The organism is Klebsiella sp. HMSC16C06 (genome assembly GCF_001808325.1).
GTDB lineage: Bacteria > Pseudomonadota > Gammaproteobacteria > Enterobacterales > Enterobacteriaceae > Klebsiella > Klebsiella variicola.
On record NZ_KV793012.1, the window covers coordinates 504,493 to 529,535 of the forward strand.

Consider the following 25,043-nt stretch of genomic DNA (forward strand, 5'->3'; position numbering starts at 1 on the left):
AAACCGCCGGGGGCAACCGGCGGTTTTCTTGTCTTCGTCGCAGCAGGACGGATTAATAGAAATCGTGAGCGGCTTTTTCCGCCTGCGCCATCCACACCGGCTGCTCGCTGGTTTTCGACCACACCCGGTGCAGCCAGCTGTAATAGCGGGCGCGATCTTTCCAGAACAGCATCACCGGCAGCGCCGCGACGCCAGCCACGACGGCGAAAGCACGACGCAGTAAAATAATATGAGCAGGATAAGCTTTGTACAACGCCATCATTTCTCTCCCCTTTGTCAGGCCGGCAAGCAGCGCCGGTAAAATTAATCATGTTTGTCTGAGCAAAATAATACCGCTATGGTTGTAATTTTACTACTCATCCGACCACTAAAAAGCACGTATTTATACTTAATTTACATTCACCACGTAAATTAGTTACAAAAAAGTTAAATTAATACTAACCATCAGTTAAATTGTGCCTTTGTCATTTTTATACTTTTTTTACACCGCGCCCGCCGATTTTTGCGAAATCTTTGCGCCGTAATTTCTATTCTCCCGGTAAATCAAAAAAGACACCCGGAGGTGGATTGTGACTGCAGGCGTACTCACTGGCGTTGGGCTGGTGTTCCTGTTACTGGCTTATCTGGTTTATGCCTTGATACACGCGGAGGCATTCTGATGGCTGCCCAGGGATTTTTATTATTAGCCAGCTACCTGCTGGTGTTGCTGGTGCTGGCGCGCCCGCTGGGGACGTGTCTGGCGAGGATGGTGAACGATATCCCGCTTCCCGGCCTGGCCGGCGTCGAGCGCGTCCTGTGGCGCGTGGCCGGGATCCGCGCCGAGGAGATGGGCTGGCTGCAGTATTTGCTGGCGATCCTGCTGTTTAACGCCCTCGGCGGCCTGGCCCTGTTTGCCCTGCTGATGCTCCAGGGCGTGTTGCCGTTTAACCCGCAGCATCTGCCGGGATTGTCATGGGATCTGGCGCTCAACACGGCGGTCAGCTTTGTCAGCAATACCAACTGGCAGGCTTACGCCGGCGAAAGCACCATGAGCTATCTCAGCCAGATGGTCGGCCTGACGGTGCAGAATTTCCTCTCTGCCGCCACCGGGATCGCCGTGGTATTCGCCCTGACCCGCGCCTTCGCCCGGCAGAAAATGTCCACCCTTGGCAATGCCTGGGTCGACCTGACGCGCATTACCCTGTGGCTGCTGCTGCCGCTCTCCCTGCTGGTGGCCCTGTTCTTTATTCAGCAGGGTGTGCCGCAGAATCTGCTGGCCTACCAGCCCTTTACCACCCTCGAAGGGGCGCACCAGCTGTTGCCGATGGGGCCTGTCGCCTCGCAGGAAGCGATTAAGCTGCTGGGCACCAACGGCGGCGGTTTCTTTAACGCCAACTCCGCTCACCCGTTTGAAAACCCGACCGCGCTGACCAATCTCGTGCAGATGCTGGCAATCTTCCTGATCCCGGCGGCACTGTGCTTCGCCTTCGGCGAGGTGGTGAGCGATCGACGTCAGGGACGCGCCATCCTGTGGGCAATGACGTTGATCTTTATCCTCTGCGTCGCCGTGGTGATGTGGGCGGAAACTCGCGGCAACCCCCACCTGCTGACGCTGGGCGCTGACAGTAGCCTGAATATGGAAGGTAAAGAGAGTCGCTTCGGTATTCTCGCCAGCAGTCTGTTCGCGGTGATCACCACTGCCGCCTCCTGCGGCGCGGTCAATGCCATGCATGACTCCTTCACCGCGCTGGGCGGCATGGTGCCGATGTGGCTGATGCAGATTGGCGAAGTGGTGTTCGGCGGCGTCGGTTCGGGCCTGTACGGCATGCTGCTGTTCGTCATGCTGGCGGTGTTTATCGCCGGGCTGATGGTCGGCCGCACCCCGGAGTACCTCGGGAAGAAAATCGATGTCCGGGAAATGAAAATGATCGCCCTCGCCATTCTGGTCACCCCGACGCTGGTGCTGCTTGGCACGGCGCTGGCGATGATGACCGACGCCGGCCGCGCCGGGATGTTCAACCCTGGACCGCACGGCTTTAGCGAAGTGCTGTACGCCGTCACCTCGGCGGCCAATAACAACGGCAGCGCCTTCGCTGGCCTGGGTGCGGCGACGCCGTTCTGGAACCTGCTGCTGGCGTTCTGCATGCTGGTCGGCCGCTTCGCCGTCATCATTCCGGTGATGGCCATCGCCGGCTCGCTGGTGGCGAAGAAAATTCAACCGGCCAGCCCCGGCACCCTGGCCACCCACGACGCCCTGTTTATCGGTTTACTGATCGGCACCGTGCTGCTGGTGGGCGCCCTGACCTTTATTCCTGCGCTGGCGCTTGGCCCGCTGGCTGAACACTTTTCCTTACTTTGAGCGATGCGGAGCACCCTGTTATGAGTCGCAAACAATTAGCCCTGCTGGAGCCGACGCTGGTGCGCCAGGCGCTGCTGGATGCCGTGAAAAAACTCAGCCCGATGGTGCAATGGCGCAATCCGGTGATGTTTATCGTCTGGGTGGGCAGTCTGTTAACCACCCTGCTGGCGATCGCCATGGCTGGCGGCGCCCTGACCGGTAGCGCCACCTTTACCGCCGCCGTCAGCATCTGGCTGTGGTTTACCGTGCTGTTCGCTAACTTTGCCGAAGCGATGGCGGAAGGCCGCAGCAAAGCCCAGGCCAACAGCCTGAAAGGGGTGAAAAAAACGGCCTTCGCCCGCAAACTGCGCGCCCCGCAGCATGACGCGACGGTCGACCACGTGCCAGCGGAAGACCTGCGCAAAGGCGACGTGGTGCTGGTGGAAGCCGGGGATATTATCCCCTGCGATGGCGAAGTCATCGAAGGCGGCGCCTCGGTGGACGAAAGCGCCATTACCGGCGAGTCTGCCCCGGTGATCCGTGAATCCGGTGGCGATTTTGCCTCGGTGACCGGCGGGACACGCATTCTCTCCGACTGGCTGGTGATCCGCTGCAGCGTGAACCCGGGAGAAACCTTCCTCGACCGGATGATCGCCATGGTGGAAGGCGCCCAGCGCCGTAAAACTCCGAACGAGATCGCCCTGACGATCCTGCTGATCGCCCTGACGCTGGTGTTCCTGCTGGCCACCGCCACCATCTGGCCGTTTTCGGCGTGGAGCGGCAATGCGGTCAGCGTTACCGTGCTGGTCGCCCTGCTGGTGTGCCTGATCCCGACCACCATCGGCGGGCTGCTGTCGGCCATCGGCGTCGCCGGGATGAGTCGTATGCTCGGCGCCAACGTCATCGCCACCAGTGGCCGCGCGGTGGAGGCCGCTGGCGACGTCGATGTCCTGCTGCTGGATAAAACCGGGACCATTACCCTCGGCAACCGTCAGGCTTCCGCCTTCCTGCCGGCGCGCGGCGTGGAAGAGCGAACCCTCGCCGACGCCGCCCAGCTCTCCTCGCTGGCGGATGAAACCCCTGAGGGGCGCAGCATCGTGGTGCTGGCGAAACAGCGCTTTAACCTGCGCGAACGCGATCTGCAGTCGCTGCACGCCACCTTTGTCCCCTTTACCGCGCAAACGCGGATGAGCGGCATCAATATTGATCAACGCATGATCCGCAAAGGGTCGGTGGACGCCATTCGCCGCCACGTGGAGGCCAACGGCGGCCACTTCCCTGCCGATGTCGATAAGCAGGTGGAAGAGGTCGCCCGCCAGGGGGCCACGCCGCTGGTGGTCGCCGAAGGGGAAAAGGTGCTGGGGATTATTTCGCTCAAAGATATCGTTAAAGGCGGTATCAAAGAACGTTTCGCCCAGCTGCGCAAAATGGGCATTAAAACGGTGATGATCACCGGCGATAACCGCCTGACCGCCGCGGCGATCGCCGCCGAGGCCGGGGTCGATGATTTCCTCGCCGAAGCGACGCCGGAAGCCAAACTGGCGTTGATCCGCCAGTATCAGTCGGAAGGTCGGCTGGTGGCGATGACCGGCGACGGCACCAACGATGCGCCCGCGCTGGCTCAGGCCGACGTGGCGGTGGCCATGAACTCCGGCACCCAGGCGGCGAAGGAAGCGGGCAACATGGTCGACCTGGATTCCAACCCCACCAAGCTGATTGAGGTGGTCCATATCGGTAAACAGATGTTAATGACGCGCGGCTCGCTGACTACCTTCAGTATTGCCAACGACGTGGCGAAATATTTCGCCATTATTCCGGCGGCATTTGCCGCGGTCTATCCCCAGCTGGCCATGCTGAACGTGATGGGCCTGCATTCGCCGTCATCAGCGATCCTTAGCGCCGTTATCTTTAACGCGCTGATCATCGTCTTCCTGATCCCGCTGGCCCTGAAAGGCGTGAGCTATCGCCCACTCTCCGCCTCGGCGATGCTGCGCCGCAACCTGTGGATCTACGGCCTCGGCGGTCTGCTGGTGCCCTTTATCGGTATTAAAGTCATCGACCTGCTGCTGACCCTGAGCGGTCTGGTGTGAGGAAAAAACTATGTCATTGATTCGTCCAGCACTTGTGCTATTTATTCTGTTAACGCTGCTCACCGGCGGCGTCTATCCTCTGCTGACCACCAGCCTGGGACAATGGTGGTTTCACTCACAGGCCAACGGCTCGCTGATCCGCCTGAACGGTGAGGTGCGCGGCTCCGGACTGCTTGGCCAGAACTTTACTGCCGCAGGCTATTTCCAGGGCCGCCCGTCGGCCACCGCTGAGACGGCGGATAATCCCATGGCGTCAGGCGGCAGCAACCTTGCCGCCAGCAACCCGGCGCTGGATAAAGCGGTGAGCGAGCGCGTACAGGCCCTGCGCGCCGCGAACCCGGACGCCGACCCGCGGGTGCCGGTCGAGCTGGTCACCACCTCGGCGAGCGGTCTCGATAACAACCTGACCCCGGCCGCCGCGCTGTGGCAGGTCCCCCGGGTGGCTAAAGCGCGTCAGCTGAGCGTTGAGCAGGTAAGCCAGCTGGTGAACCAGGCCACACAAACCCCGCTGCTGAGCTTCCTTGGTCAGCCGGAGGTCAATATACTGCAACTCAATATGGCGCTGGATGCCCTGAAGGATAAGTAAATGAGTGACGAGCCGCTGCGCCCGGACCCTGACCGCCTGCTGCAGCACACCGCCGCCCCGCATCGCGGCAAACTGAAAGTGTTCTTCGGCGCCTGCGCCGGGGTGGGGAAAACCTGGGCGATGCTGGCGGAAGCGCAGCGGCTGCGCGCCCAGGGGCTGGATATTCTGATTGGCGTGGCGGAGACCCACGGCCGAAAAGAGACCGCTGCGATGCTGGAGGGCCTGAGCACCCTGCCGCCGCGGCGGCTCGCTCATCGCGGGCGGTACGTGTATGAGTTCGATCTCGACGCCGCCCTCGCCCGCCGTCCGGCACTGATTCTGGTGGATGAGCTGGCGCACAGCAATGCGCCCGGCTCCCGCCATCCGAAGCGCTGGCAGGATGTGGATGAACTGCTGGAGGCCGGAATTGATGTCTTTACCACCGTCAACGTCCAGCATCTGGAAAGCCTGAACGACGTCGTCAGCGGGATCACCGGCGTGCAGGTGCGGGAGACCGTTCCCGACCCCTTCTTTGACGCCGCGGACGACGTGGTGCTGGTGGACCTCCCCCCTGACGATCTGCGCCAGCGGCTCAATGAGGGCAAAGTCTATATCGGCGGCCAGGCCGAGCGCGCCATCGAAAACTTTTTCCGCAAGGGAAACCTGATTGCGCTGCGTGAACTGGCTCTGCGCCGCACCGCTGACCGCGTCGATGAGCAGATGCGCGCCTGGCGCGACCGCCAGGGCCAGGAGAAAGTCTGGCACACCCGCGATGCGATCCTGCTCTGTATCGGGCACAACACCGGCAGCGAAAAGCTGGTACGCGCCGCCGCCCGGCTCGCCGCCCGCCTGGGCAGCGTCTGGCATGCAGTGTATGTCGAGACCCCTTCCCTGCACCGGCTGCCGGAAGCCCGGCGGCGGGCTATTCTCGCCGCGCTGCGTCTGGCCCAGGAGCTGGGCGCCGAAACCGCCACCCTCTCCGACCCGTCGGAAGAGAAAGCGGTTCTCCATTACGCCCGCGAGCATAACCTCGGCAAAATCGTCATCGGCCGCCAGCGCAAACGCCGCTGGTGGGATCGCAGCGGCTTCGCCGACCGTCTGGCTCGCCATGCGCCGGACCTCGATCTGGTGGTGATCGCCCTCGATGAAAAACCGTCCCCTCTCCCTGCCCGGGCCAACGACAGCCGTACGGCGCTGGAAAAGTGGCGCCTGCAGCTGCAGGGCTGCGCGGTGGCGGTGGCGCTATGCGCCATCATTACCCTGGTGGCCATGCAGTGGTTGATGGCCTTCGAAGCCGCCAACCTGGTGATGCTCTATCTGCTGGGGGTGGTGATCATCGCCCTGGTCTATGGCCGCTGGCCGTCGGTGCTGGCGACGGTGATCAACGTTATCAGCTTCGATCTGTTTTTTGTCGCCCCGCGCGGGACGCTGGCGGTGTCAGATGTCCAGTATCTGCTCACCTTCGGCGTGATGCTCACTGTGGGCCTGCTTATCGGTAACCTCACCGCTGGCGTACGCTACCAGGCGCGGGTGGCGCGCTACCGTGAACGCCGTACCCGCCACCTGTATGAGATGTCTAAAGCACTGGCGGTGGGTCGTAGCCAGCAGGATATCGCCACCACCAGCGAGCGCTTCATCGCCTCCACCTTTCAGGCCCGCAGCCAGTTGCTGCTGCCGGACGCCCAGGGAAAACTGCTGCCCTTAACCCACCAGCCAGGGCTGACCCCATGGGATGACGCCATCGCCCGCTGGAGCTTTGATAAGGGGCAGCCTGCCGGCGCCGGCACCGATACCCTGCCCGGCGTGCCGTACCAAATTTTACCGCTGAAGAGCGCCGCCCGCACCTGGGGGCTCTTAGTGGTGGAGCCGGAGAATCTGCGCCAGCTGATGATCCCGGAGCAGCAGCGGTTGCTGGAGACCTTTACCCTGCTGGTGGCCAGCGCCCTGGAGCGCCTCACCCTGACCGCCAGCGAAGAGCAGGCCCGGCTGACCAGCGAGCGGGAAAGCCTGCGTAACTCGCTGCTCGCCGCCCTGTCGCACGATCTGCGTACTCCGCTGACCGTGCTGTTTGGCCAGGCGGAAATTCTGACCCTCGATCTGGCCAGCGAAGGTTCAAAGCATGCTCCGCAGGCCAATGAAATTCGCCAGCATGTGCTCAACACCACCCGTCTGGTGAACAACCTGCTGGATATGGCGCGGATCCAGTCCGGCGGCTTTAATCTGCATAAGGAGTGGCTGACGCTGGAGGAAGTGGTCGGCAGCGCGCTGCGCATGCTCGAACCGAGCCTCGGCGGCCAGCACATTCAGTTGGATCTCCCCGATCCCCTCCAGCTGGTGCATGTCGACGGGCCGCTGTTCGAGCGGGTGCTGATCAACCTGCTGGAAAATGCCCATAAGTATGCCGGCGCCCGGGCGAACATCGGCATCCGCGCCGAGGCGGACGCCCGGCAGCTGTCGCTGGAGGTATGGGATAACGGTCCGGGGATCCCGGCAGGCCAGGAACAGGCTATCTTTGATAAATTCGCCCGCGGCAACAAAGAGTCGGCGATCCCTGGCGTCGGGCTGGGCCTTGCCATCTGTCAGGCCATCGTCGACGTTCACGGCGGGACCATCTCCGCCAGCAACCGGCCCGAGGGCGGTGCCTCATTCCGTGTTACACTGCCGGGAGAAACGCCCCCTGAACTGGAAGAGCTACCTGAGGAATTGTGATTAACGTTCTGATTATCGAAGACGAACACGCTATCCGACGCTTTCTGCGCACCGCGCTGGAAGCCGACGGCATGCGCGTATTTGAAGCGGAAACCCTGCAGCGTGGGCTGATTGAAGCCGCTACCCGTAAGCCCGACCTCGCGATCCTCGATCTGGGCCTGCCGGATGGTGACGGCATTGATTTTATTCGCGACCTGCGTCAGTGGAGCCAGATGCCGATTATCGTCCTGTCAGCGCGTAGCGAAGAGCATGACAAAATTGCCGCCCTGGATGCCGGCGCCGATGACTACTTAAGTAAACCCTTTGGCATCGGCGAATTGCAGGCCCGCCTGCGCGTTGCGCTGCGTCGCCACGGCGCGGCGCAGGACGATGAGCCAGTGGTGCGCTTCGCCGACCTGGAGGTCAATATCCCCGCCCGCCGCATCCTGCGCGGCAGCGAAGAGATCCACCTGACGCCCATCGAGTTTCGTCTGCTGGCGGCGCTGTTGAATAATCCCGGCAAAGTGCTTACCCAGCGCCAGTTGCTGAATCAGGTGTGGGGGCCTAACGCCGTGGAGCACAGCCACTATCTGCGGATCTATATGGGTCATTTGCGACAAAAGCTGGAGGCCGATCCGGCACGGCCGCAGCATTTGCTGACTGAAACAGGCATTGGCTATCGCTTTATGCCCTGAATCCCGCCTCTGCAGTACCAGAGGCTGGCGATTTTCAGCCCTTCAGAGAGCAGCAGAAAACCGGCCAGGATCGCTACATGCCTGACGCCGGCAGCCTGAATCAGCCACAGACCCAGCGACAGCGAAGGCTGCATAAACACCAGTCTGAGCGGCGCCTGCCCCCAGGCCAGCCACAGCGCATAGCGGCTCTGACGGAAAAAGAGGATCATCGATAGCGGGATGCTGATAATCAGCAGAACATTCAGCGGATACAGCCAGACCGCCCCAGAGCCGTAAGTATGCAGCAGCTGGAGATAAGCCAGCAGATCGTCGTAAAAAGGGAGGCGGCGGTGGGCAATATTCCACCATAAGAATTGCAGGACGAAAAAGAGATCCATCCACGCCCAGAATAAAAACAGGGTCTTCCGTTGTATTTTCATCGCTATCCTTGCGAAAAAAATCAGGCCCGCAAGGGGCCTGATGTTTGCTGCGGTTACGCGTTCTTCAGCACTTCACTGACAATCTCTACCGCTTCTTTTTCAATCAGCTTGCGATGTTCTTCGCCGAGGAAGCTTTCGCAGTAGATCTTGTAGGCGTCTTCGGTGCCTGACGGACGCGCCGCGAACCAGCCGTTGTCGGTCATCACCTTCAGGCCGCCAATCGCCGCCCCGTTGCCCGGCGCCGCGGTCAGACGAGCAGTGATCGGATCGCCCGCTAGGGTGTCGGCGCTGACCATTTCCGGAGAGAGCTTGGACAGCGCCGCTTTTTGCGCGGAGGTTGCGGAAGCCTGCAGACGGTTGTAGCTCGGCGCACCGAAGCGTTCGGCCAGTTCGTTATAATGCTCCTGCGGGTTTTTCCCGGTCACCGCGGTGATTTCCGCCGCCAGCAGGCACATGATGATGCCGTCTTTATCGGTGGACCATGGCGTGCCGTCAAAGCGCAGGAAGGAGGCCCCGGCGCTCTCTTCGCCGCCGAAGCCGAAGCTGCCGTCGAACAGGCCGTCGACAAACCATTTAAAGCCCACCGGCACTTCCACCAGCTTGCGGCCCAGATCGTTCACCACGCGGTCAATCATCGCGGAGGAGACCAGCGTTTTACCCACCGCCACCTCTTTGCCCCACTGCGGACGATGCTGGAACAGGTAGTTGATCGCTACCGCCAGGTAATGGTTCGGGTTCATCAACCCGGCTGGGGTGACAATCCCGTGGCGGTCGTAATCCGGATCGTTAGCAAACGCCAGATCGAACTTATCGCGCAGCGCCAGCAGGCCCGCCATCGCACACTCTGAGGAGCAGTCCATACGGATGGCGCCGTCTTTATCGAGGTGCATAAAGCGGAAGGTCTGGTCAACCTGATCGTTCACAATGGTCAGATTGAGCTTGTAGTGTTCGCCAATGCGTTTCCAGTATTCGATACCGGACCCGCCCAGCGGATCGACGCCCAGCGTCAGGCCCGCTTTCTGGATCGCCGCCATGTCGACGATGTCCGCCAGCCCTTCAATGAACGGCTGCACCAGATCCTGTTCTTTAACGTGACCAGAAGCCAGCGCCGCGTCCAGAGAAATGCGTTTCACGCCCTGCAGGCCCGCGGCCAGCAGTTCGTTGGCGCGGTTCTCCACCACTTTGGTGACGTTGGTATCAGCCGGGCCGCCGTTTGGCGGATTGTACTTGATACCACCATCTTCCGGCGGGTTGTGTGACGGGGTGATCACAATGCCGTCCGCCAGCGGACCGCCTTTTTTGTTATGCACCAGAATCGCGTTGGAGACTGCCGGCGTCGGAGTGAAGCCGTTGTTTTCCTGCACGATCACGTCAACGCCGTTGGCGGTTAACACTTCCAGCACCGAAATAAACGCCGGCTCGGAGAGAGCGTGGGTATCTTTGCCGACATAGCACGGACCGGTGATCCCGTTCTTCGCACGATCTTCCGCAATGGCCTGGGCGATGGCCAGGATATGCGGTTCGTTGAAGTTGTGGCGCGCCGCGCTACCGCGATGGCCAGAGGTGCCGAATTTTACCGCATGCTCCGCATTACCGACTTCAGGCTTCAGCACGTAGTACTGAGCAGTCAGTTGGGCGACGTTAATCAAATCACTCTGTTGCGCAGGCTGCCCCGCACGTTTATCGATTGCCATTGCCTGATCCTTCTGGTGCAAATGTTAAAAAGCTAGATCGTGCCGCAAACCTTTTCAATCAGCTCCGCAGGGAACTGCATCGACTGCATGATGTGCTCAATCATGCTGCATTTACGGCCGGTATTGGTATTAGTGATAACCCACCACGGTGTACCAGGAACCTGTTTTGGTTTGGTCTGATTACCGCTTTTCAGCAGCGTACGCGCATCTTCTGCAAAGTAGACGCGCGTGCGGCCATGCAGAGACTCAGTCGCCTCGGCAAATGCTTTATTGTCCAGAGAATAGAGGGTCGTCAACACCAGCATGAAACGGTTCACCGCACGCTTCTGCTCGGCGTATTCATCAGATAACAACAGCTCGCGCATGGCGCGGACTTTATCTTTCGCCGGGTTAGCGGGTTTCACCTCCACGGCAGGCGCTGGCGCCAGTGCCGGCGCGGCTTTGCTGACCGGTGTAGCCGGTTGGGAAACGGCGGAAAATTTCAGCATGCGCCGTAAAATGTCGGATGCGCTCTCGCCGATATGCAGAGTGTGGCTGGCAATATAGCGATAGAGTTCATCATCAACTTCAATTGTTTTCATCTTAATCCAGTGCGATATCTTTTCTGAATACAAATCGTTGGGATTATAAGTACAAATCCCAACCGCGGATAGCGTCAAACCAGGATGGCGGTAAAACTCAGAAAACTTCTGGGTCTTGCAGCCGGATGGCAGAATGTCCAACATAATACCCTAACCCGACGGAGCGAAAAAAAGAACTTTGCCATGAAATTAAATAGCCGAGCGCAATCTGCACAGAATCCGCACAACCACTCCCCGATCGTGCTGGTCCACGGTCTGTTTGGCAGCCTGGACAACCTGGGCATCCTCGCCCGCGACCTGATCGCCGACCACGATATTGTGCAGGTCGATATGCGCAACCACGGTTTGTCGCCGCGATCGCCAGAGATGACCTACCCCGCCATGGCGCAGGATCTGCTTGATACGCTTGACGCGCACCAGATCGAGCGCGCCACCTTTATCGGCCATTCGATGGGCGGGAAAGCGGTGATGGCGTTGACCGCCCTGGCGCCGGAACGCATCAGCGGGCTGGTGGCGATCGATATCGCGCCGGTGGATTATCATGTGCGCCGCCATGATGAGATCTTCGCCGCTATCCGCGCCGTCAGCGAATCCTCCGCCAGCAGTCGCCAGCAGGCGGCGCAGGTGATGCGTGAGCATCTGCGGGAAGAGGGCGTGATTCAGTTCCTGCTGAAATCTTTTGTCGACGGCGAATGGCGCTTTAACGTGCCGGTGCTGTGGGACCAGTACCCGCATATCGTCGGCTGGGAAACCATTCCGGCCTGGCCGCACCCGACGCAGTTTATTCCCGGCGGCAACTCGCCCTATGTGACCGACGCCTACCGCGACGCGCTGCTGGCGCAGTTCCCGCAGGCCCGGGCGCACGTCATCGCCGGCGCCGGACACTGGGTGCATGCCGAGAAACCCGAGGCGGTGTTACGCGCCATCCGCCGCTATCTGACGAGCATCGCCGCCTGATTGGCTAAAATATGCCCGACCGCGCCGCAGAATGCCCGCGGTCGTTGGCGCAGCCGTTCGCCTGATGTATGATGGCGCGCTATCTGCGCCGGCTAGAGCCCGGCAGCTTGTTTCCCCGAAGTCACTCAGAATCATGGCAAAAGAACAAACGGACCGTACGACATTAGATTTGTTCGCAAACGAGCGTCGCCCGGGAAGACCGAAAACCAATCCGCTGTCGCGCGATGAACAACTGCGCATCAACAAACGTAACCAGCTGAAACGCGATAAGGTTCGCGGGCTGAAGCGCGTCGAGTTAAAACTCAACGCCGACGCGGTCGATGCGCTCAATGAACTGGCGGAAGCGCGTAATATGAGCCGCAGCGATCTCATTGAAGAGATGCTGATGACCCAATTGCGCGCCCTGCACAGCCAGGGAAAAGTCTAACTTTCCGCGAAAAATCCGCATTCGTGTAGCAGAGTGTGCAGTCGGGCGTGATTGCTGTTTCCGCGCCCTTGCCTGTTCTGCTATGATTGCCGTTATCTATGGGCATCGCGTCCCTACCACATCATTTAAGTTTCAAGAGGTTATTTTACTCATGGCAATCATCGGCATCTTTTTTGGCAGCGACACCGGCAACACCGAAAATATTGCAAAAATGATTCAAAAGCAGCTTGGTAAAGATGTTGCTGATGTTCACGACATTGCCAAAAGCAGCAAAGAAGACCTGGAAGCCCACGACATTCTGCTGCTCGGTATCCCGACCTGGTACTACGGCGAAGCGCAGTGTGACTGGGACGACTTCTTCCCGACGCTGGAAGAGATCGACTTCAATGGTAAACTGGTGGCGCTGTTCGGCTGTGGCGACCAGGAAGACTACGCAGAATACTTCTGTGACGCGCTGGGCACCATCCGCGACATCATTGAGCCGCGCGGCGCGACCATCGTCGGTCACTGGCCGACAGCCGGGTATCATTTTGAGGCCTCCAAAGGCCTGGCGGATGACGACCACTTCGTCGGCCTCGCCATTGATGAAGACCGCCAGCCGGAGCTGACCAACGAGCGCGTTGAGAAATGGGTGAAGCAGGTTGCCGAAGAGCTGCACCTCGAAGAAATCAAAAACGCCTGATGATTAAGCGGCGCAATCATTGAGTTGCGTCGCATTAATAGACAAAAGCAATCAAACTAATAGCTACAAGTTTTTAACTTTTAATCACATATCTGTACAATGTCCTCTGATTCTACGAGGCACGTGACGCAGTTTGTAGCTGGTGCCTCGTTTTTGACAGCAAACCAGGCCTGATGCTTGCAGTTTTCATTTACCAGTGGCAGTTCTATAATGAGACGCATTACGTCGGGTTAATTTCTGTATGACTTCCGTTGAAGGAAGTAGATCGTTTAGCAACAGGACAGATTCCGCATGACTGACAACAATACCGCATTAAAGAAGGCTGGCCTGAAAGTCACACTTCCTCGACTGAAAATCCTTGAAGTGCTGCAGGAACCGGATAACCATCATGTCAGTGCGGAAGACTTATATAAACGCCTGATCGACATGGGCGAAGAGATCGGTCTGGCGACCGTTTACCGCGTACTCAACCAGTTTGATGATGCCGGTATCGTGACTCGTCATAATTTTGAAGGCGGTAAATCCGTTTTCGAACTGACCCAGCAGCATCACCACGATCACCTGATTTGCCTCGACTGCGGCAAAGTGATCGAATTCAGCGATGACTCGATCGAATTACGCCAGCGTGAAATTGCCTCCCGCCACGGCATCCGCCTGACCAACCACAGTCTGTATCTGTACGGTCATTGTGCGGAAGGTGATTGCCGCGAGGACGAACACGCCCACGACGCGGTGGAAAAATAATTCCCCGCTTCGCTGAGACTGAAAAGCCAACCTGCCGGTTGGCTTTTTTATGGGCGCCTCTGCTGCCCTTACCGCTCTCGTCCCACAGGTGACCTTCCCGCGTCCCCGTTTTGTCCGGAGAGTTGATATGGAACTTCGCCAGCTACGCTATTTTGTGCGCATTGTTGAAACCGGCAGCATGGGGCGCGCCGCGCTTGATCTTAATATCGGCGTCTCGGCGCTCAGCCAGCAGATCGCACGCCTGGAAAACGAACTGGCCATTCGCCTGCTGCAGCGGACCTCCCGCGGGGTCACGCCCACCAGCGCGGGTCTCGCTTTCTACTCGCAGGCACAGCTGGCGCTGCGCCATGCCGATGATGCCATCCTCGCCGCCCGCGAGGCGCGCCTGTCAGGCCACGTTAGCGTCGGCATGGCCCCCAGCACCGCCTCCGTTCTCGGCGTCCCGTTCATCAATGCGATGCGCGAAAGCTATCCCGACGTGCGCCTGCATTTGGTGGAAAGCCTCTCCGGTAATCTGGAGCGGATGATCAACACCCGCCAGCTCGATTTAGCTATCGTTTTCCAGCAGGAAAAGATCCTGCGCTGGAGCGCCAGACCGGTGCTGGAAGAACGCCTGTTCCTGATTGGCACCCATGCGCTGTTGGCCCCCCTGCAGGAGGACCACATCTCCCCTGACCAGCTCACCTCCCTGCCGTTGATTATGCCAAGCCAGGGCCATGGCCTGCGCGGCAGGCTGGAGGCAGTTTGCCAGCAGCATCATCTCAGCGTTGAGGTGGTGGCGGACATTGACGGTCTGGCCCTGCTGATGCAGGCCGTGCGCAGCGGACTGGGGGCCACCCTGCAGCCCGGGGCCGCCATCTCCCACCTCGACCATCAGGCGCTGAGGGTGATCGACGTCGTCAACCCGATACTCAGTCGCCCCAACTTTCTGGTCAGTCTGTCTGATGATGAACTCACTCCGGCAGGCCTTGCGGCTCGAGTGATACTCAGCAAAGTCATGCGCCAGCTGGTGGAGTCTGACCGCTGGCCGGGTGCTACCCTTTACGCTCACTAAACCCCTCTTTAGCATTACACCATAGCGCCTCACCGCTGTTACCACCTACATTCCCATTACAAATTTAACAATTAATTAAATTGTAAGGGAGCCGATAATGGTGGATGTACTGGTGATTGGCGGCGGCAATGCCGCGCTATGCGCCGCCTTAACCGCCCGGGAAGCTGGCGCCTCGGTGCTGCTGCTGGAGGCGGCGCCGCGGGAGTGGCGCGGCGGCAACTCGCAGCACACGCGTAACCTGCGCTGTATGCACGATGCGCCGCAGGACGTGCTGGTCGACAGCTACCCGGAAGAAGAGTACTGGCAGGATCTGCTGCGCGTCACCGAGGGGAATACCAACGAAGCGCTGGCCCGAATGGTGATCCGCACCTCGTCACAATGCCGGGACTGGATGCGCCAGCACGGCGTGAACTTTCAGCCACCGCTCTCCGGCGCCCTGCACGTGGCCCGCACCAACGCCTTTTTTATGGGCGGCGGCAAAGCGCTGGTCAATGCCTATTACCGCAGCGCGGAGCAAATGGGGGTGCAGATCCGCTACAACACACCGGTGCAGGCTCTCGAGCTGCGCAACGGCGAATTTGTCGCCGCGCTGGCGGGCGAGGAACGGATTGTTGCAAAAAGCTGCGTCCTCGCCGCCGGCGGATTTGAATCCAACCGCGAATGGCTGCGCGAGGCCTGGGGGCAAAATGACCGCGGTGAATGGCCCGCCGATAACTTTCTCATCCGCGGCACCCGCTTCAACCAGGGAGTGCTGCTTAAGTTTATGATCGACGCCGGGGCCGATATTATCGGCGATCCCTCGCAGTCCCACTGCGTCGCCATTGACGCCCGGGCGCCGCTCTACGATGGCGGGATCTGTACCCGCGTCGACTGCGTGTCGCTGGGGGTAGTGGTCAACCGCGATGCCGACCGTTTTTACGATGAAGGAGAAGATTTCTGGCCCAAACGCTATGCCATCTGGGGCCGGCTGGTCGCCCACCAGCCCGGGCAAATCGGCTACTCGATCATCGACAGCAAAGCCATCGGCCACTTTATGCCGCCCGTCTTTCCCGGCGCTCAGGCCAACACCCTTCCCGAGCTGGCCCGCCAGCTCGGCCTGGACAGCGAACGCTTTACGCAAACCATCGCCGACTATAATGCCGCCTGCGCGCCAGGCCAGTTCGATCATACCCGCCTGGATAACTGCGCCACCGCCGGCCTGACGCCGCCAAAGACCCACTGGGCGCGGCCTATCGATACGCCGCCTTACTACGGCTATGCCTTACGTCCGGGGATCACCTTCACCTACCTCGGGCTCTACGTCGACGACACCGCCGCCGTCCACTTCGCCGGTAAACCCAGCCGCAACCTGTTTGTCGCCGGGGAAATGATGGCTGGCAACGTGCTGGGCAAAGGCTATACCGCCGGCGTCGGGATGTCGATCGGCACCACCTTCGGCCGCATTGCCGGCCAGCAAGCCGCCCGGGCGGCACAGCAGGAGAAACACCATGAAGTCGCTTGAGAAGCTGATCATTGAGGCGCAGATCATCACCGAGCCGGAGGCGGAAGTGGAAAGGGTGATGCAGGTATGTAACGCCTGCCGCTACTGCGAAGGGTTTTGCGCCGTATTCCCGGCGATGACCCAGCGCCTGGCCTTTGGCAAAGCAGATATTAACTATCTGGCTAACCTGTGTCATAACTGCGGCGCCTGCCTGCACGCCTGTCAGTACGCGCCGCCGCACGAATTCGCGATTAACGTGCCGAAGGCGATGGCCGAAGTTCGGCTGGAAACTTATCAGCATTACGCCCAGCCCGCCGCCTTTGGCAGCCTGTACCGCCGGGCTGGCGTGACCACCGTACTGGCGCTGGTCGGCGGACTGATTTTCTTTCTGCTGCTGGCGATGGGGCTCAAAGGCTCGCTGCTTCATCCGCCGCTGGCGGGCGATTTCTATCAGATATTCCCGCATAACCTGCTGGCGTGGATGTTTGGCTCGGTCTTCGTGCTGGCCTTTGGCTTGCTGATGACCGGGGTGATCCGCTTCTGGCGCGAGATCTCCCCGGGCCAGCCGCACGCGGTTGATATCGCCAAGGCCTCACAGGATGCGTTGACGCTGAAATATCTCGATGGCGGGCATGGCAAAGGCTGCAACGAAGCCGATGACGCCTTCACGCTGATGCGCCGCCGTTTCCACCACTTCACCTTCTACGGCTTTATGCTCTGCTTCGCCGCCACCGTGGTGGCCACGGGCTATCACTATTTCGCCGACCGGGAAGCTCCCTACCCGTTCTTCAGCGTCCCGGTGCTGCTGGGGACCCTTGGCGGCATCGGCCTGCTGGTGGGGCCGGCTGGCCTGCTGTGGCTAAACCTGCGCCGGTCGCCGTTGCACGGCGATGCACGACAAAAACCGATGGACCGCGGCTTTATCCTGCTACTGCTGCTGACCAGCTTCACCGGCCTGGCGCTGCTGGCGGGACGGGATACCTCATGGATGGGTATTTTGCTCGCTGTTCACCTCGGGGTGGTAATGGCCCTGTTCTTAACCCTTCCCTACGGAAAATTTGCCCACGGATTTTATCGCTGTGCGGCGCTACTCAAGTGGGCAATTGAGAAGCGGCGCGGAAAACAGGCGGCAGTCGCAGGCGACTAACCCGCTCCCTCTTACCTCTATAAAAACAAGATAAAGACAATGGAGAGCACACCCTATGACGCAACAATCCACGCGCGCCGGCACCGTCGGCGCTATCCTCCGCGTGACCAGCGGTAATTTTCTCGAACAGTTCGACTTTTTCCTGTTTGGCTTTTATGCCACCTATATCGCCCGCACCTTCTTTCCGGCGGAGAGCGAGTTCGCAGCGCTGATGCTGACCTTTGCGGTGTTTGGTTCGGGCTTCCTGATGCGCCCCATCGGCGCGGTGGTCCTCGGCGCCTATATCGACAGAATCGGGCGCCGCAAAGGGCTGATGGTCACCCTGGCGATCATGGGCTGCGGGACGCTACTCATCGCCCTGGTACCTGGCTATCAGACCATCGGCGTGCTGGCGCCGATCCTCGTGTTAGTGGGCCGCTTGCTGCAGGGGTTTTCCGCGGGCGTCGAGCTTGGCGGGGTGTCGGTCTATCTGTCGGAAATCGCCACGCCGGGCAATAAAGGCTTCTATACCAGTTGGCAGTCCGCCAGCCAGCAGGTGGCTATCGTCATGGCGGCGTTGATTGGCTATGCGCTGAACGCCACGCTTGAGCATGAGGAGATCGCCGACTGGGGCTGGCGCATCCCTTTCTTCATTGGCTGTCTGATTATTCCGCTGATTTTCGTGCTGCGCCGCTCGCTGCAGGAAACAGAGGAATTCCTGCAGCGTAAACACCGCCCGGATACCAAGGAGATCCTGACCACCATCGTCAGGAACTGGCGCATTATTAGCGCGGGGACATTACTGGTGGCGATGACCACCACCACCTTTTATTTTATCACCGTCTATACGCCGACCTACGGCAGAGCGGTGCTACACCTCAGCGCTCGCGACAGCCTGCTGGTGACCATGCTGGTGGGCATCTCCAACTTTATCTGGTTACCGATTGGCGGGGCGATCTCTGACCGGATCGGTCGTCGCCCGGTGCTGATGGGCATTACCGTGCTGGCGCTGCTCACCACCTGGCCGGTGATGCACTGGCTCACCGCCGCGCCCGATTTTACGCGTATGACGCTGGTCCTGCTGTGGTTCTCGTTCTTTTTTGGCATGTATAACGGCGCGATGGTGGCGGCGCTCACCGAAGTGATGCCGGTGTACGTCCGCACTGTGGGATTCTCTCTGGCCTTTAGTCTCGCTACTGCCATTTTCGGCGGCCTGACGCCGGCTATCTCTACCGCCCTGGTCGAGCTCACCGGCGATAAAAGCGCGCCGGGCTGGTGGCTAATGTGCGCCGCGCTGTGCGGGTTCATTGCCACCGCGCTGCTGTTCGTGCGGCTGAGCCGAGGCTATCAGCCGGCGGAGAGTCAGCGCTAAAAAAACAAACGGGCGGAGGTATGCTCCGCCCGTTTGCCGCTAACGTCTGATTTAATGGGTCGTATTATTGCTGCGGATCTCCTTCCAGATCTGGTCGCAGCGCGCTTTCACCGCCTGATCGTTGCCGGTGCGGGTGGCCTGAATACACTGTTGGTAATCCAGGACGCGAACGCTCTCCTGATTGGCAAATTGCTGGTGCTGTTTATCCTCTTTCAGTACATTCAGTACGCTCTGACAGGCTTCAATCTTGTCCGGATTCCCCTCCGCCGTATTAATACAGGCGCTATAGGCATCTTTGAGTTTGGTGTCTTCTTTCGGTGCCGGCGACGTGGCGCAGGCCACCAGACCCGAGGCCATCATGGCAATAAGCAGCATTTTTTTCATTGTCGTTCTCCCAGAGGTGCGGCAGGCTCACGCCCGCCGCGCAGGCATCAGAAAATAGTGAACGGGGCGATAACCATGAACTTCACGTCGCGCTCATCCTGGAAGATGTTGCCGTAGCCGCCGCTCCAGCTCGGAATATCGGAATGGTTGTCGTACTGGGTAAAGTGCAGTTTGAACAGGGTGCCCTTCGCCCGACCTTCCTGCACGGTATACAACGCATCCAGGCTGTAAGCCGATTCTTTCAGGCGATAGTCAGGGTCATAGTACGCATCCGGAGAGGACATTCTTCCCGGCTTCGCATCCCAGGCGTAGACATAAGACGCGCCAAATGCCCAGCCAGGCATATCCCAGTTTTTCATGTCATACATCGCGCCGAAGAAGACCGCTTTTTCGCCGTTGGCGTTAAAGTCGGAGCGGTTATCCCACCAGATATCGAGACGACCGTTGGAAGAGGCATAGGTCGGCGTCATACGCTGCAGGAAGTAGCCCTGCTGGCCATCGGCCTTCACCCAGGTGCCTTCCAGACGCAGGTCCAGCACATCCGCCACTTTATAGCCGAAGGTTAACGCCTGCAGCCATGCGGTGCCGTCATAGATGTCATTGACCCCGCCGTTGCTGACCTTATCGCGGGTGCCGTAGAACTGGTAGCTGGTGCTCAGCGGCGCGCCGGCGACGTCAAACTTGTAGCTGGCTTTTGCAAAGTACTGATCGATATAGCCCTGAGCCTGACCAAATGCCGCCTCCAGCACCAGGTCGTTTTTGAAATCATATTTGGCGCCGACGGAGTGGAGATAATCAACTTTGGTTTTCTTGTCGTTCTGATAGAAATCGTCCATCTCGATATGCCATGGCGCTTTATACTCGTTCGTCCACATATAGGAAAAACTTAACGCGCCCGCCGTGCCATAGTCGAAGTTAGCCCCGGCCTCCGCCCCCTGATAGGTACCTGGCATAAAGCTCCAGTGCGGGGCCAGCAGAGTCTGGCCGGTTGGCTGGATATAGCCCGCACGTGCCCACGCCGGACCGTATTTGAATTTCGCGGCGGCTTTATACAGGCTGATACCGCTCTTATCGCCGGAGTAGTCTTCGTCATAGGCTTTGTTGCGCGATGAGAAGGCAATTTCGTTCGGGTGGCCGCTATCGCCGTTCTCGGCCATTTCAATCGCGGTAAATGCAGCAATATCAAGGCCAAACATATCGGCAGCATAGCCGGACTGGAAGTCCAGGTTAGCGTTCCAGGTGGAGTGGGAAAGGTTGGTTTTATATTTGTCGCCGTCGGTGACATCTTTACGGTCACGCTCACGCTGCCAGTAATAGATACCGCCGGTTAAGGTTGAATCATCGATAAAGCCTGCTGCGCTGGCCTGCGGAACCACAACCCAGCCCGACATCGCGGTGACGGCGGCAATAGCCAGCGCCAGCGTACTACGTTTGCCACTAAACGTACGCATGTGCATATCCTCTTTGACGTTTTAAAAGGCGAAGACCAACGGTCATTCGCTAAAAAAATAAATAAAACTGCAAAATGTGGGGCGGTGAAAAAGGCCGCGAAACCACTGTAGATAGACTATTTTTCGTGACGCGAATTATCAATGTTTTTCGTGAGGCAAAGCTTAAGATTATGACAAAGCGCACATAATTTATGTCTTTTTGTTACAGTCTTATCCCTGATAATTTTGTCATGGAAGTCATTGCAAAATCAGGGAAAAATAGAAGAACTGAAAGCGATTACATTGGTTTTTTGTATATGACAGGAAACATCAGAAGCGCTATTTATTACCGCGCAGTAACAGGATTAATTCGCATCGCGAAAATGAAAAGTTTAATTGGCTGATTCTGAAACAAAAAAAAAGCGCCGCAAGGTGCGACGCTTTTACGAGAGGGAAATTTATTCGCCGACTTTCGCCCAGGTATCACGCAGCCCGACAGTGCGGTTGAACACCAGACTGGAGGCGTTTGCATAGCGACTGTCGAGGCAGAAGTAACCTTCACGCTCAAACTGGTAAGCTTTGCCTGCTTCGGCCTGCGCCAGGCTCGGCTCCGCATATCCCTGCTTAATCACCAGCGAATCCGGGTTGATTACCGCGAGGAAATCTTCCTCCGCACCCGGGTTCGGTACGCTGAACAGGCGATCGTAAAGACGGAACTCCACCGGCAGCGCATGCGCCGCACTTACCCAGTGGATCACGCCTTTGACCTTGCGGCCGTCGGCCGGATCTTTGCTCAGGGTGTCGGCATCGTAGGTGCAGAAGATGGTGGTGATATTGCCTTCGGCATCTTTCTCCACGCGTTCCGCTTTGATCACGTAGGCGTTGCGCAGACGCACTTCTTTACCCAGCACCAGACGCTTGTACTGTTTGTTGGCTTCTTCACGGAAGTCCGCGCGATCGATCCAGATTTCGGCGCTGAACGGCACTTCACGACTGCCCATTTCCGGCTTGTTCGGATGGTTCGGCATCGCCACCATTTCGCTTTCGCCCTGCGGATAGTTCTCGATAACCAGTTTCACCGGATCGATCACCGCCATCGCGCGCGGGGCGTTTTCGTTGAGATCTTCACGAATGCAGGACTCCAGCGATGCCATCTCGATGGTGTTGTCCTGCTTGGTCACGCCGATGCGCTTGCAGAACTCGCGGATGGATTCAGCGGTGTAGCCACGGCGACGCAGACCGGAGATGGTCGGCATACGCGGGTCATCCCAGCCTTCCACGTGCTTCTCGGTCACCAGCTGGTTCAGCTTACGCTTGGACATCACGGTGTATTCGAGATTCAGACGCGAGAATTCATACTGACGCGGGTGAACCGGAATGCTGATGTTGTCGAGCACCCAGTCGTACAGGCGACGGTTGTCCTGGAATTCCAGGGTACACAGCGAGTGGGTGATGCCTTCCAGCGCATCGCTGATGCAGTGGGTGAAATCATACATCGGGTAGATGCACCACTTGTTGCCGGTCTGATGATGTTCAGCGAACTTAATGCGGTACAGCACCGGGTCGCGCATCACGATGAACGGCGACGCCATATCGATCTTCGCACGCAGGCAGGCTTTGCCCTCTTCGAAGCCGCCGCTGCGCATTTTTTCGAACAGCGCCAGGTTTTCTTCCACGCTGCGGTCGCGATACGGGCTGTTTTTACCCGGCGCTTTCAGGGTGCCGCGGTATTCGCGAATTTCATCAGGAGAGAGTTCATCAACATAGGCCAGACCTTTGTTGATCAGCTCAACCGCATACTGATGCAGCTGATCAAAGTAATCAGACGAGTAGCAAACGTCCCCGGACCAGTGGAAACCTAACCACTGCACGTCGTTTTTAATCGACTCCACGTATTCGATATCTTCTTTCACCGGGTTGGTGTCATCGAAACGCAGGTTGCATTGACCCTGATAATCCTGCGCGATGCCGAAGTTCAGGCAGATGGATTTCGCATGGCCAATGTGCAGATAACCGTTCGGCTCCGGCGGGAAGCGAGTGTGAACGGTGGTATGTTTACCGGTAGCCAGATCTTCATCAATGATCTGACGGATAAAGTTAGTCGGGCGGGCTTCTGCCTCACTCATCACGGGTTCCTCAAAGCGTAAACAACGTATAACGGCACATGATCTTACAAGCAGGACGTAGTGACAACTATTAGTTACGTAAAATAGGTATCAGAAGAGGATTATGGGGCCGATTGCTGGAAAAAAAAGCGGCGAAGGTTTCCCTTCGCCGCTGAGGCATAAACTCGACTCAGGAGCCTTACTTGCCTTTAATCTCATACAGCGGCGTCTGGCCGGCAACGACCTTACCGCTCGCCAGTATCACCAGCGCGCTGTAGTCATCGCTGTTGCTGCAGACGACCGGACTGATCATTGAGCGCGCGTTGGCGTTGAGGAAGTCCAGATCCATTTCCAGGATCGGCTCACCGGCCTTCACGTCCGTGCCCTCTTCAACCAAACGTTTGAAGCCCTTGCCTTCCAGCGCCACGGTGTCGATACCCATGTGGACGACGATTTCCGCGCCGTTGTTGGTTTCGAGGCAGAACGCGTGGTTAGTGTTGAAAATTTTCACCACAGTACCCGCCGCTGGCGCGACAACGATGTTGCTGGTCGGTTTCACCGCGATACCGTCGCCGACGGCTTTGCTGGCGAAGGCTTCGTCCGGCACCTGTTCGAGCGCCACCACGTCACCGGTAATCGGCGAAACCAGCGACTCAACGGTCTTCGCATTCGCTACCGCCTGCGGTTTAGCCGCTGGCGCTGCGGTGGCGACATTGCCAGCCGGTGCGGCTGCTGCTGCCGCTACCGGGCCGCGGGTAACCACTTTTTTCATCTCATCGCCGATAGATTCTGCTTTCGCACCGACGATAACCTGGATGGTTTGCTTATTCAGTTTCACCACCCCGGACGCGCCGAGACGTTTACAGGCCGCGTCGTTCACTTTCGCCGAATCGCCCACAGTCAGACGCAGACGGGTGATACAGGCGTCAATGGCTTTCAGGTTGTCCGTTCCGCCCACCGCGGCGATATAGCTGGTCGCCAGCTGGGTAAGGCCCTCTTCAGTGTTGCTGTTGGCTTCTTCCGTTACCACGTCAGCGGCTTTGTCTTCACGACCCGGCGTTTTCAGGTTGAACATGCGGATCACCGCGCTGAACAGCAGGAAGTAGACGAAGAAGAACACCACGCCCATCACCAGCAGCATCCAGACGTTTTTGCTGGCCGCTGGCAGGCTGTACATCAGCACATAGTCAATTGCACCTGCGGAGAAGGAGAAGCCCGCATGGATACCCAGCGCCGTTGCGATGAACAGGCTGATACCGGTCAGCACCGCATGCAGGAGGTACAGCAGCGGAGCCAGGAACATGAACAGGAATTCCAGCGGCTCGGTTACCCCGGTCAGGAACGCGGTGATGGCTACGGACAGCAGCATACCGCCGACCATCGGACGACGCGCTTTCGGCGCCGCCAGATACATCGCCAGCGCCGCACCCGGCAGACCAAACATCATGATCGGGAAGAAGCCGGACATGAACATCCCCGCGGTGCCGTCGCCGGCGTAGAAGCGGTTGATGTCGCCGTGGAACACAGCGCCAGCGGCGTTAGTGAACTCACCAATCTGGAACCAGGCGATGGTGTTCAGCACCTGATGCAGACCGGTTGGGATCAGCAGACGGTTGATGAAACCAAAGATACCGGAACCGAGCGCCCCTGCGGAGACGATCCATTCGCCACCAGAGTGGATAGCGTGTTGCACCGGCGGCCAGACGTAGCCGAAGATCGCGGCGAGGATCAGACAGAAGAAGCCGGTGGCGATCGGCACGAAGCGTTTGCCGCCGAAGAAACTCAGGAAGTCCGGCAGCTTGATGCCGGCCCAGCGGTTGTACACCGCCCCTGCCACCAGACCGGTAATGATACCGGCCAGCACGCCCATGTTAATTTCCGGGTTGATGGTGACCATCGCTTTGGTCATCACGAAATACCCTACTGCGCCGGCCAGCGCCGCAGAACCCGCGTTATCCTTGGACCAGCTTGATGCCACACCAATTGCGAAGATCAGCGCCAGATTATCGAAGATCGCCCCACCCGCTTGCGCGATGAAGGGTACATTCAACAGGTCTGGTTGCCCGAAACGCAGCAGCAATGCCGCGACCGGCAGCACTGCGATAGGGAGCTGCAACGCCCTACCCAGTCGCTGAAAGAAACCTAAAATATTCATCTTATTCCCCCTATGAGACCCCGATGAGGCTCATTTTCAAAGCCACTTTTTTATTGTGTAACAAGGTCGGTTTTATCA

General features: G+C 58.9%; 22 protein-coding genes. 14 read left to right on the forward strand and 8 right to left on the reverse strand.

The features are described from left to right. Positions 1-52 precede the first annotated feature (52 nt). Complete coding sequence (locus tag HMPREF3142_RS21265) at positions 53-262, reverse strand: DUF2517 family protein (RefSeq protein WP_004142243.1); 210 nt, start codon at positions 260-262, stop codon at positions 53-55. Positions 263-569: 307 nt separating this feature from the next. On the opposite strand from HMPREF3142_RS21265, the gene kdpF reads away from it, so the two are divergent. From kdpF to kdpE, 6 genes are read left to right on the forward strand one after another with little or no spacing between them, the layout of a single operon-like run. Next, complete coding sequence (gene kdpF, locus HMPREF3142_RS28815; RefSeq protein ID WP_020323459.1) at positions 570-659, forward strand: K(+)-transporting ATPase subunit F; 90 nt, start codon at positions 570-572, stop codon at positions 657-659. Next, positions 659-2,338 (forward strand): potassium-transporting ATPase subunit KdpA, encoded by a 1,680-nt coding sequence (gene kdpA / locus HMPREF3142_RS21270; RefSeq protein WP_023322238.1) that lies wholly within the window; start codon positions 659-661, stop codon positions 2,336-2,338. The genes kdpF and kdpA overlap by 1 nt, the downstream gene beginning before the upstream one ends. 20 nt (positions 2,339-2,358) lie before the next feature. Beyond that, positions 2,359-4,407: a potassium-transporting ATPase subunit KdpB gene (gene kdpB, locus HMPREF3142_RS21275; RefSeq protein ID WP_032753888.1), complete on the forward strand. Its 2,049-nt coding sequence runs from the start codon at positions 2,359-2,361 to the stop codon at positions 4,405-4,407. Positions 4,408-4,417: 10 nt separating this feature from the next. Continuing rightward, positions 4,418-4,993: a potassium-transporting ATPase subunit KdpC gene (gene kdpC / locus HMPREF3142_RS21280; RefSeq protein ID WP_032753886.1), complete on the forward strand. Its 576-nt coding sequence runs from the start codon at positions 4,418-4,420 to the stop codon at positions 4,991-4,993. Next, positions 4,994-7,681, forward strand: a complete 2,688-nt coding sequence (kdpD, locus tag HMPREF3142_RS21285) for a two-component system sensor histidine kinase KdpD (protein WP_012542437.1) — start codon at positions 4,994-4,996, stop codon at positions 7,679-7,681. Continuing rightward, positions 7,678-8,355, forward strand: coding sequence for a two-component system response regulator KdpE (gene kdpE, locus HMPREF3142_RS21290; RefSeq protein WP_032739330.1), 678 nt, complete (start codon positions 7,678-7,680; stop codon positions 8,353-8,355). Before kdpD ends, kdpE begins: the two co-directional genes overlap by 4 nt. On the opposite strand, the gene HMPREF3142_RS21295 is transcribed toward kdpE, so the two are convergent. From HMPREF3142_RS21295 to seqA, 3 genes are read right to left on the reverse strand one after another with little or no spacing between them, the layout of a single operon-like run. Next, the gene (locus HMPREF3142_RS21295; RefSeq protein ID WP_032739324.1) at positions 8,337-8,774 is read right to left on the reverse strand and encodes a hypothetical protein; all 438 of its coding nucleotides are present in this window, start codon (positions 8,772-8,774) and stop codon (positions 8,337-8,339) included. The two genes, kdpE and HMPREF3142_RS21295, sit on opposite strands and share 19 nt — an antisense overlap. Before the next feature lie 53 nt (positions 8,775-8,827). Then, positions 8,828-10,468, reverse strand: a complete 1,641-nt coding sequence (gene pgm / locus HMPREF3142_RS21300) for a phosphoglucomutase (alpha-D-glucose-1,6-bisphosphate-dependent) (protein WP_002894773.1) — start codon at positions 10,466-10,468, stop codon at positions 8,828-8,830. Between the two features lie 32 nt (positions 10,469-10,500). Next, positions 10,501-11,049 (reverse strand): replication initiation negative regulator SeqA, encoded by a 549-nt coding sequence (gene seqA, locus HMPREF3142_RS21305; protein WP_012542439.1) that lies wholly within the window; start codon positions 11,047-11,049, stop codon positions 10,501-10,503. Positions 11,050-11,232: 183 nt separating this feature from the next. Between seqA and ybfF the strand changes: the two genes are divergently transcribed. From ybfF to HMPREF3142_RS21345, 8 genes are all read left to right on the forward strand, one after another. After that, positions 11,233-12,006: an esterase gene (ybfF, locus tag HMPREF3142_RS21310; RefSeq protein ID WP_012542440.1), complete on the forward strand. Its 774-nt coding sequence runs from the start codon at positions 11,233-11,235 to the stop codon at positions 12,004-12,006. A gap of 133 nt (positions 12,007-12,139) precedes the next feature. Next, on the forward strand, positions 12,140-12,433 hold the full coding sequence (gene ybfE / locus HMPREF3142_RS21315) for a LexA regulated protein (RefSeq protein WP_012542441.1): 294 nt from the start codon (positions 12,140-12,142) through the stop codon (positions 12,431-12,433). A 151-nt stretch (positions 12,434-12,584) separates the two neighbouring features. After that, positions 12,585-13,115: a flavodoxin FldA gene (gene fldA, locus HMPREF3142_RS21320; protein ID WP_002894765.1), complete on the forward strand. Its 531-nt coding sequence runs from the start codon at positions 12,585-12,587 to the stop codon at positions 13,113-13,115. Positions 13,116-13,406: 291 nt separating this feature from the next. Further along, positions 13,407-13,859 carry a ferric iron uptake transcriptional regulator gene (gene fur, locus HMPREF3142_RS21325; protein ID WP_002894761.1) on the forward strand — a complete coding sequence of 151 codons (453 nt, stop codon included), beginning with the start codon at positions 13,407-13,409 and terminating at the stop codon, positions 13,857-13,859. Between the two features lie 127 nt (positions 13,860-13,986). Next, the gene (gene tcuR, locus HMPREF3142_RS21330; RefSeq protein WP_008805663.1) at positions 13,987-14,913 is read left to right on the forward strand and encodes a tricarballylate utilization LysR family transcriptional regulator TcuR; all 927 of its coding nucleotides are present in this window, start codon (positions 13,987-13,989) and stop codon (positions 14,911-14,913) included. Positions 14,914-15,010: 97 nt separating this feature from the next. Beyond that, positions 15,011-16,414, forward strand: coding sequence for an FAD-dependent tricarballylate dehydrogenase TcuA (tcuA, locus tag HMPREF3142_RS21335; protein WP_022065690.1), 1,404 nt, complete (start codon positions 15,011-15,013; stop codon positions 16,412-16,414). Then, on the forward strand, positions 16,401-17,540 hold the full coding sequence (gene tcuB / locus HMPREF3142_RS21340; RefSeq protein WP_023322236.1) for a tricarballylate utilization 4Fe-4S protein TcuB: 1,140 nt from the start codon (positions 16,401-16,403) through the stop codon (positions 17,538-17,540). The genes tcuA and tcuB overlap by 14 nt, the downstream gene beginning before the upstream one ends. A 55-nt stretch (positions 17,541-17,595) precedes the next feature. Beyond that, positions 17,596-18,891, forward strand: a complete 1,296-nt coding sequence (locus HMPREF3142_RS21345) for an MFS transporter (protein ID WP_032753883.1) — start codon at positions 17,596-17,598, stop codon at positions 18,889-18,891. A 51-nt stretch (positions 18,892-18,942) separates the two neighbouring features. Here the strand turns inward: HMPREF3142_RS21345 and chiQ are convergent, their stop codons facing one another. The 4 genes from chiQ to nagE form a co-directional block, all read right to left on the reverse strand. After that, positions 18,943-19,275, reverse strand: coding sequence for a ChiQ/YbfN family lipoprotein (chiQ, locus tag HMPREF3142_RS21350; protein WP_008805659.1), 333 nt, complete (start codon positions 19,273-19,275; stop codon positions 18,943-18,945). 47 nt (positions 19,276-19,322) lie between these two features. Further along, a complete protein-coding gene (chiP, locus tag HMPREF3142_RS21355; protein WP_008805658.1) occupies positions 19,323-20,726 on the reverse strand; it encodes a chitoporin ChiP in 1,404 nt (467 codons plus the stop codon). Positions 20,727-21,163: 437 nt separating this feature from the next. Then, entirely contained in the window at positions 21,164-22,831 is a 1,668-nt protein-coding gene (glnS, locus tag HMPREF3142_RS21360; protein WP_070612536.1) for a glutamine--tRNA ligase, read from the reverse strand. A 178-nt stretch (positions 22,832-23,009) separates the two neighbouring features. Beyond that, the gene (gene nagE / locus HMPREF3142_RS21365) at positions 23,010-24,965 is read right to left on the reverse strand and encodes a PTS N-acetyl glucosamine transporter subunit IIABC (RefSeq protein WP_004147599.1); all 1,956 of its coding nucleotides are present in this window, start codon (positions 24,963-24,965) and stop codon (positions 23,010-23,012) included. Between the last annotated feature and the right edge of the window lie 78 nt (positions 24,966-25,043).

Coding starts and splice junctions, on each gene's coding strand:
- chiP (WP_008805658.1), bottom strand. CDS start 20,726: ATGCGTACGTTTAGTGGCAAACGTAGTACGCTGGCGCTGGCTATTGCC.
- ybfF (WP_012542440.1), top strand. CDS start 11,233: ATGAAATTAAATAGCCGAGCGCAATCTGCACAGAATCCGCACAACCAC.
- tcuB (WP_023322236.1), top strand. CDS start 16,401: ATGAAGTCGCTTGAGAAGCTGATCATTGAGGCGCAGATCATCACCGAG.
- fur (WP_002894761.1), top strand. CDS start 13,407: ATGACTGACAACAATACCGCATTAAAGAAGGCTGGCCTGAAAGTCACA.
- ybfE (WP_012542441.1), top strand. CDS start 12,140: ATGGCAAAAGAACAAACGGACCGTACGACATTAGATTTGTTCGCAAAC.
- kdpA (WP_023322238.1), top strand. CDS start 659: ATGGCTGCCCAGGGATTTTTATTATTAGCCAGCTACCTGCTGGTGTTG.
- HMPREF3142_RS21265 (WP_004142243.1), bottom strand. CDS start 262: ATGATGGCGTTGTACAAAGCTTATCCTGCTCATATTATTTTACTGCGT.
- pgm (WP_002894773.1), bottom strand. CDS start 10,468: ATGGCAATCGATAAACGTGCGGGGCAGCCTGCGCAACAGAGTGATTTG.
- fldA (WP_002894765.1), top strand. CDS start 12,585: ATGGCAATCATCGGCATCTTTTTTGGCAGCGACACCGGCAACACCGAA.
- glnS (WP_070612536.1), bottom strand. CDS start 22,831: ATGAGTGAGGCAGAAGCCCGCCCGACTAACTTTATCCGTCAGATCATT.
- HMPREF3142_RS21345 (WP_032753883.1), top strand. CDS start 17,596: ATGACGCAACAATCCACGCGCGCCGGCACCGTCGGCGCTATCCTCCGC.
- HMPREF3142_RS21295 (WP_032739324.1), bottom strand. CDS start 8,774: ATGAAAATACAACGGAAGACCCTGTTTTTATTCTGGGCGTGGATGGAT.
- kdpD (WP_012542437.1), top strand. CDS start 4,994: ATGAGTGACGAGCCGCTGCGCCCGGACCCTGACCGCCTGCTGCAGCAC.
- kdpB (WP_032753888.1), top strand. CDS start 2,359: ATGAGTCGCAAACAATTAGCCCTGCTGGAGCCGACGCTGGTGCGCCAG.
- kdpC (WP_032753886.1), top strand. CDS start 4,418: ATGTCATTGATTCGTCCAGCACTTGTGCTATTTATTCTGTTAACGCTG.
- tcuA (WP_022065690.1), top strand. CDS start 15,011: ATGGTGGATGTACTGGTGATTGGCGGCGGCAATGCCGCGCTATGCGCC.
- nagE (WP_004147599.1), bottom strand. CDS start 24,965: ATGAATATTTTAGGTTTCTTTCAGCGACTGGGTAGGGCGTTGCAGCTC.
- seqA (WP_012542439.1), bottom strand. CDS start 11,049: ATGAAAACAATTGAAGTTGATGATGAACTCTATCGCTATATTGCCAGC.
- tcuR (WP_008805663.1), top strand. CDS start 13,987: ATGGAACTTCGCCAGCTACGCTATTTTGTGCGCATTGTTGAAACCGGC.
- chiQ (WP_008805659.1), bottom strand. CDS start 19,275: ATGAAAAAAATGCTGCTTATTGCCATGATGGCCTCGGGTCTGGTGGCC.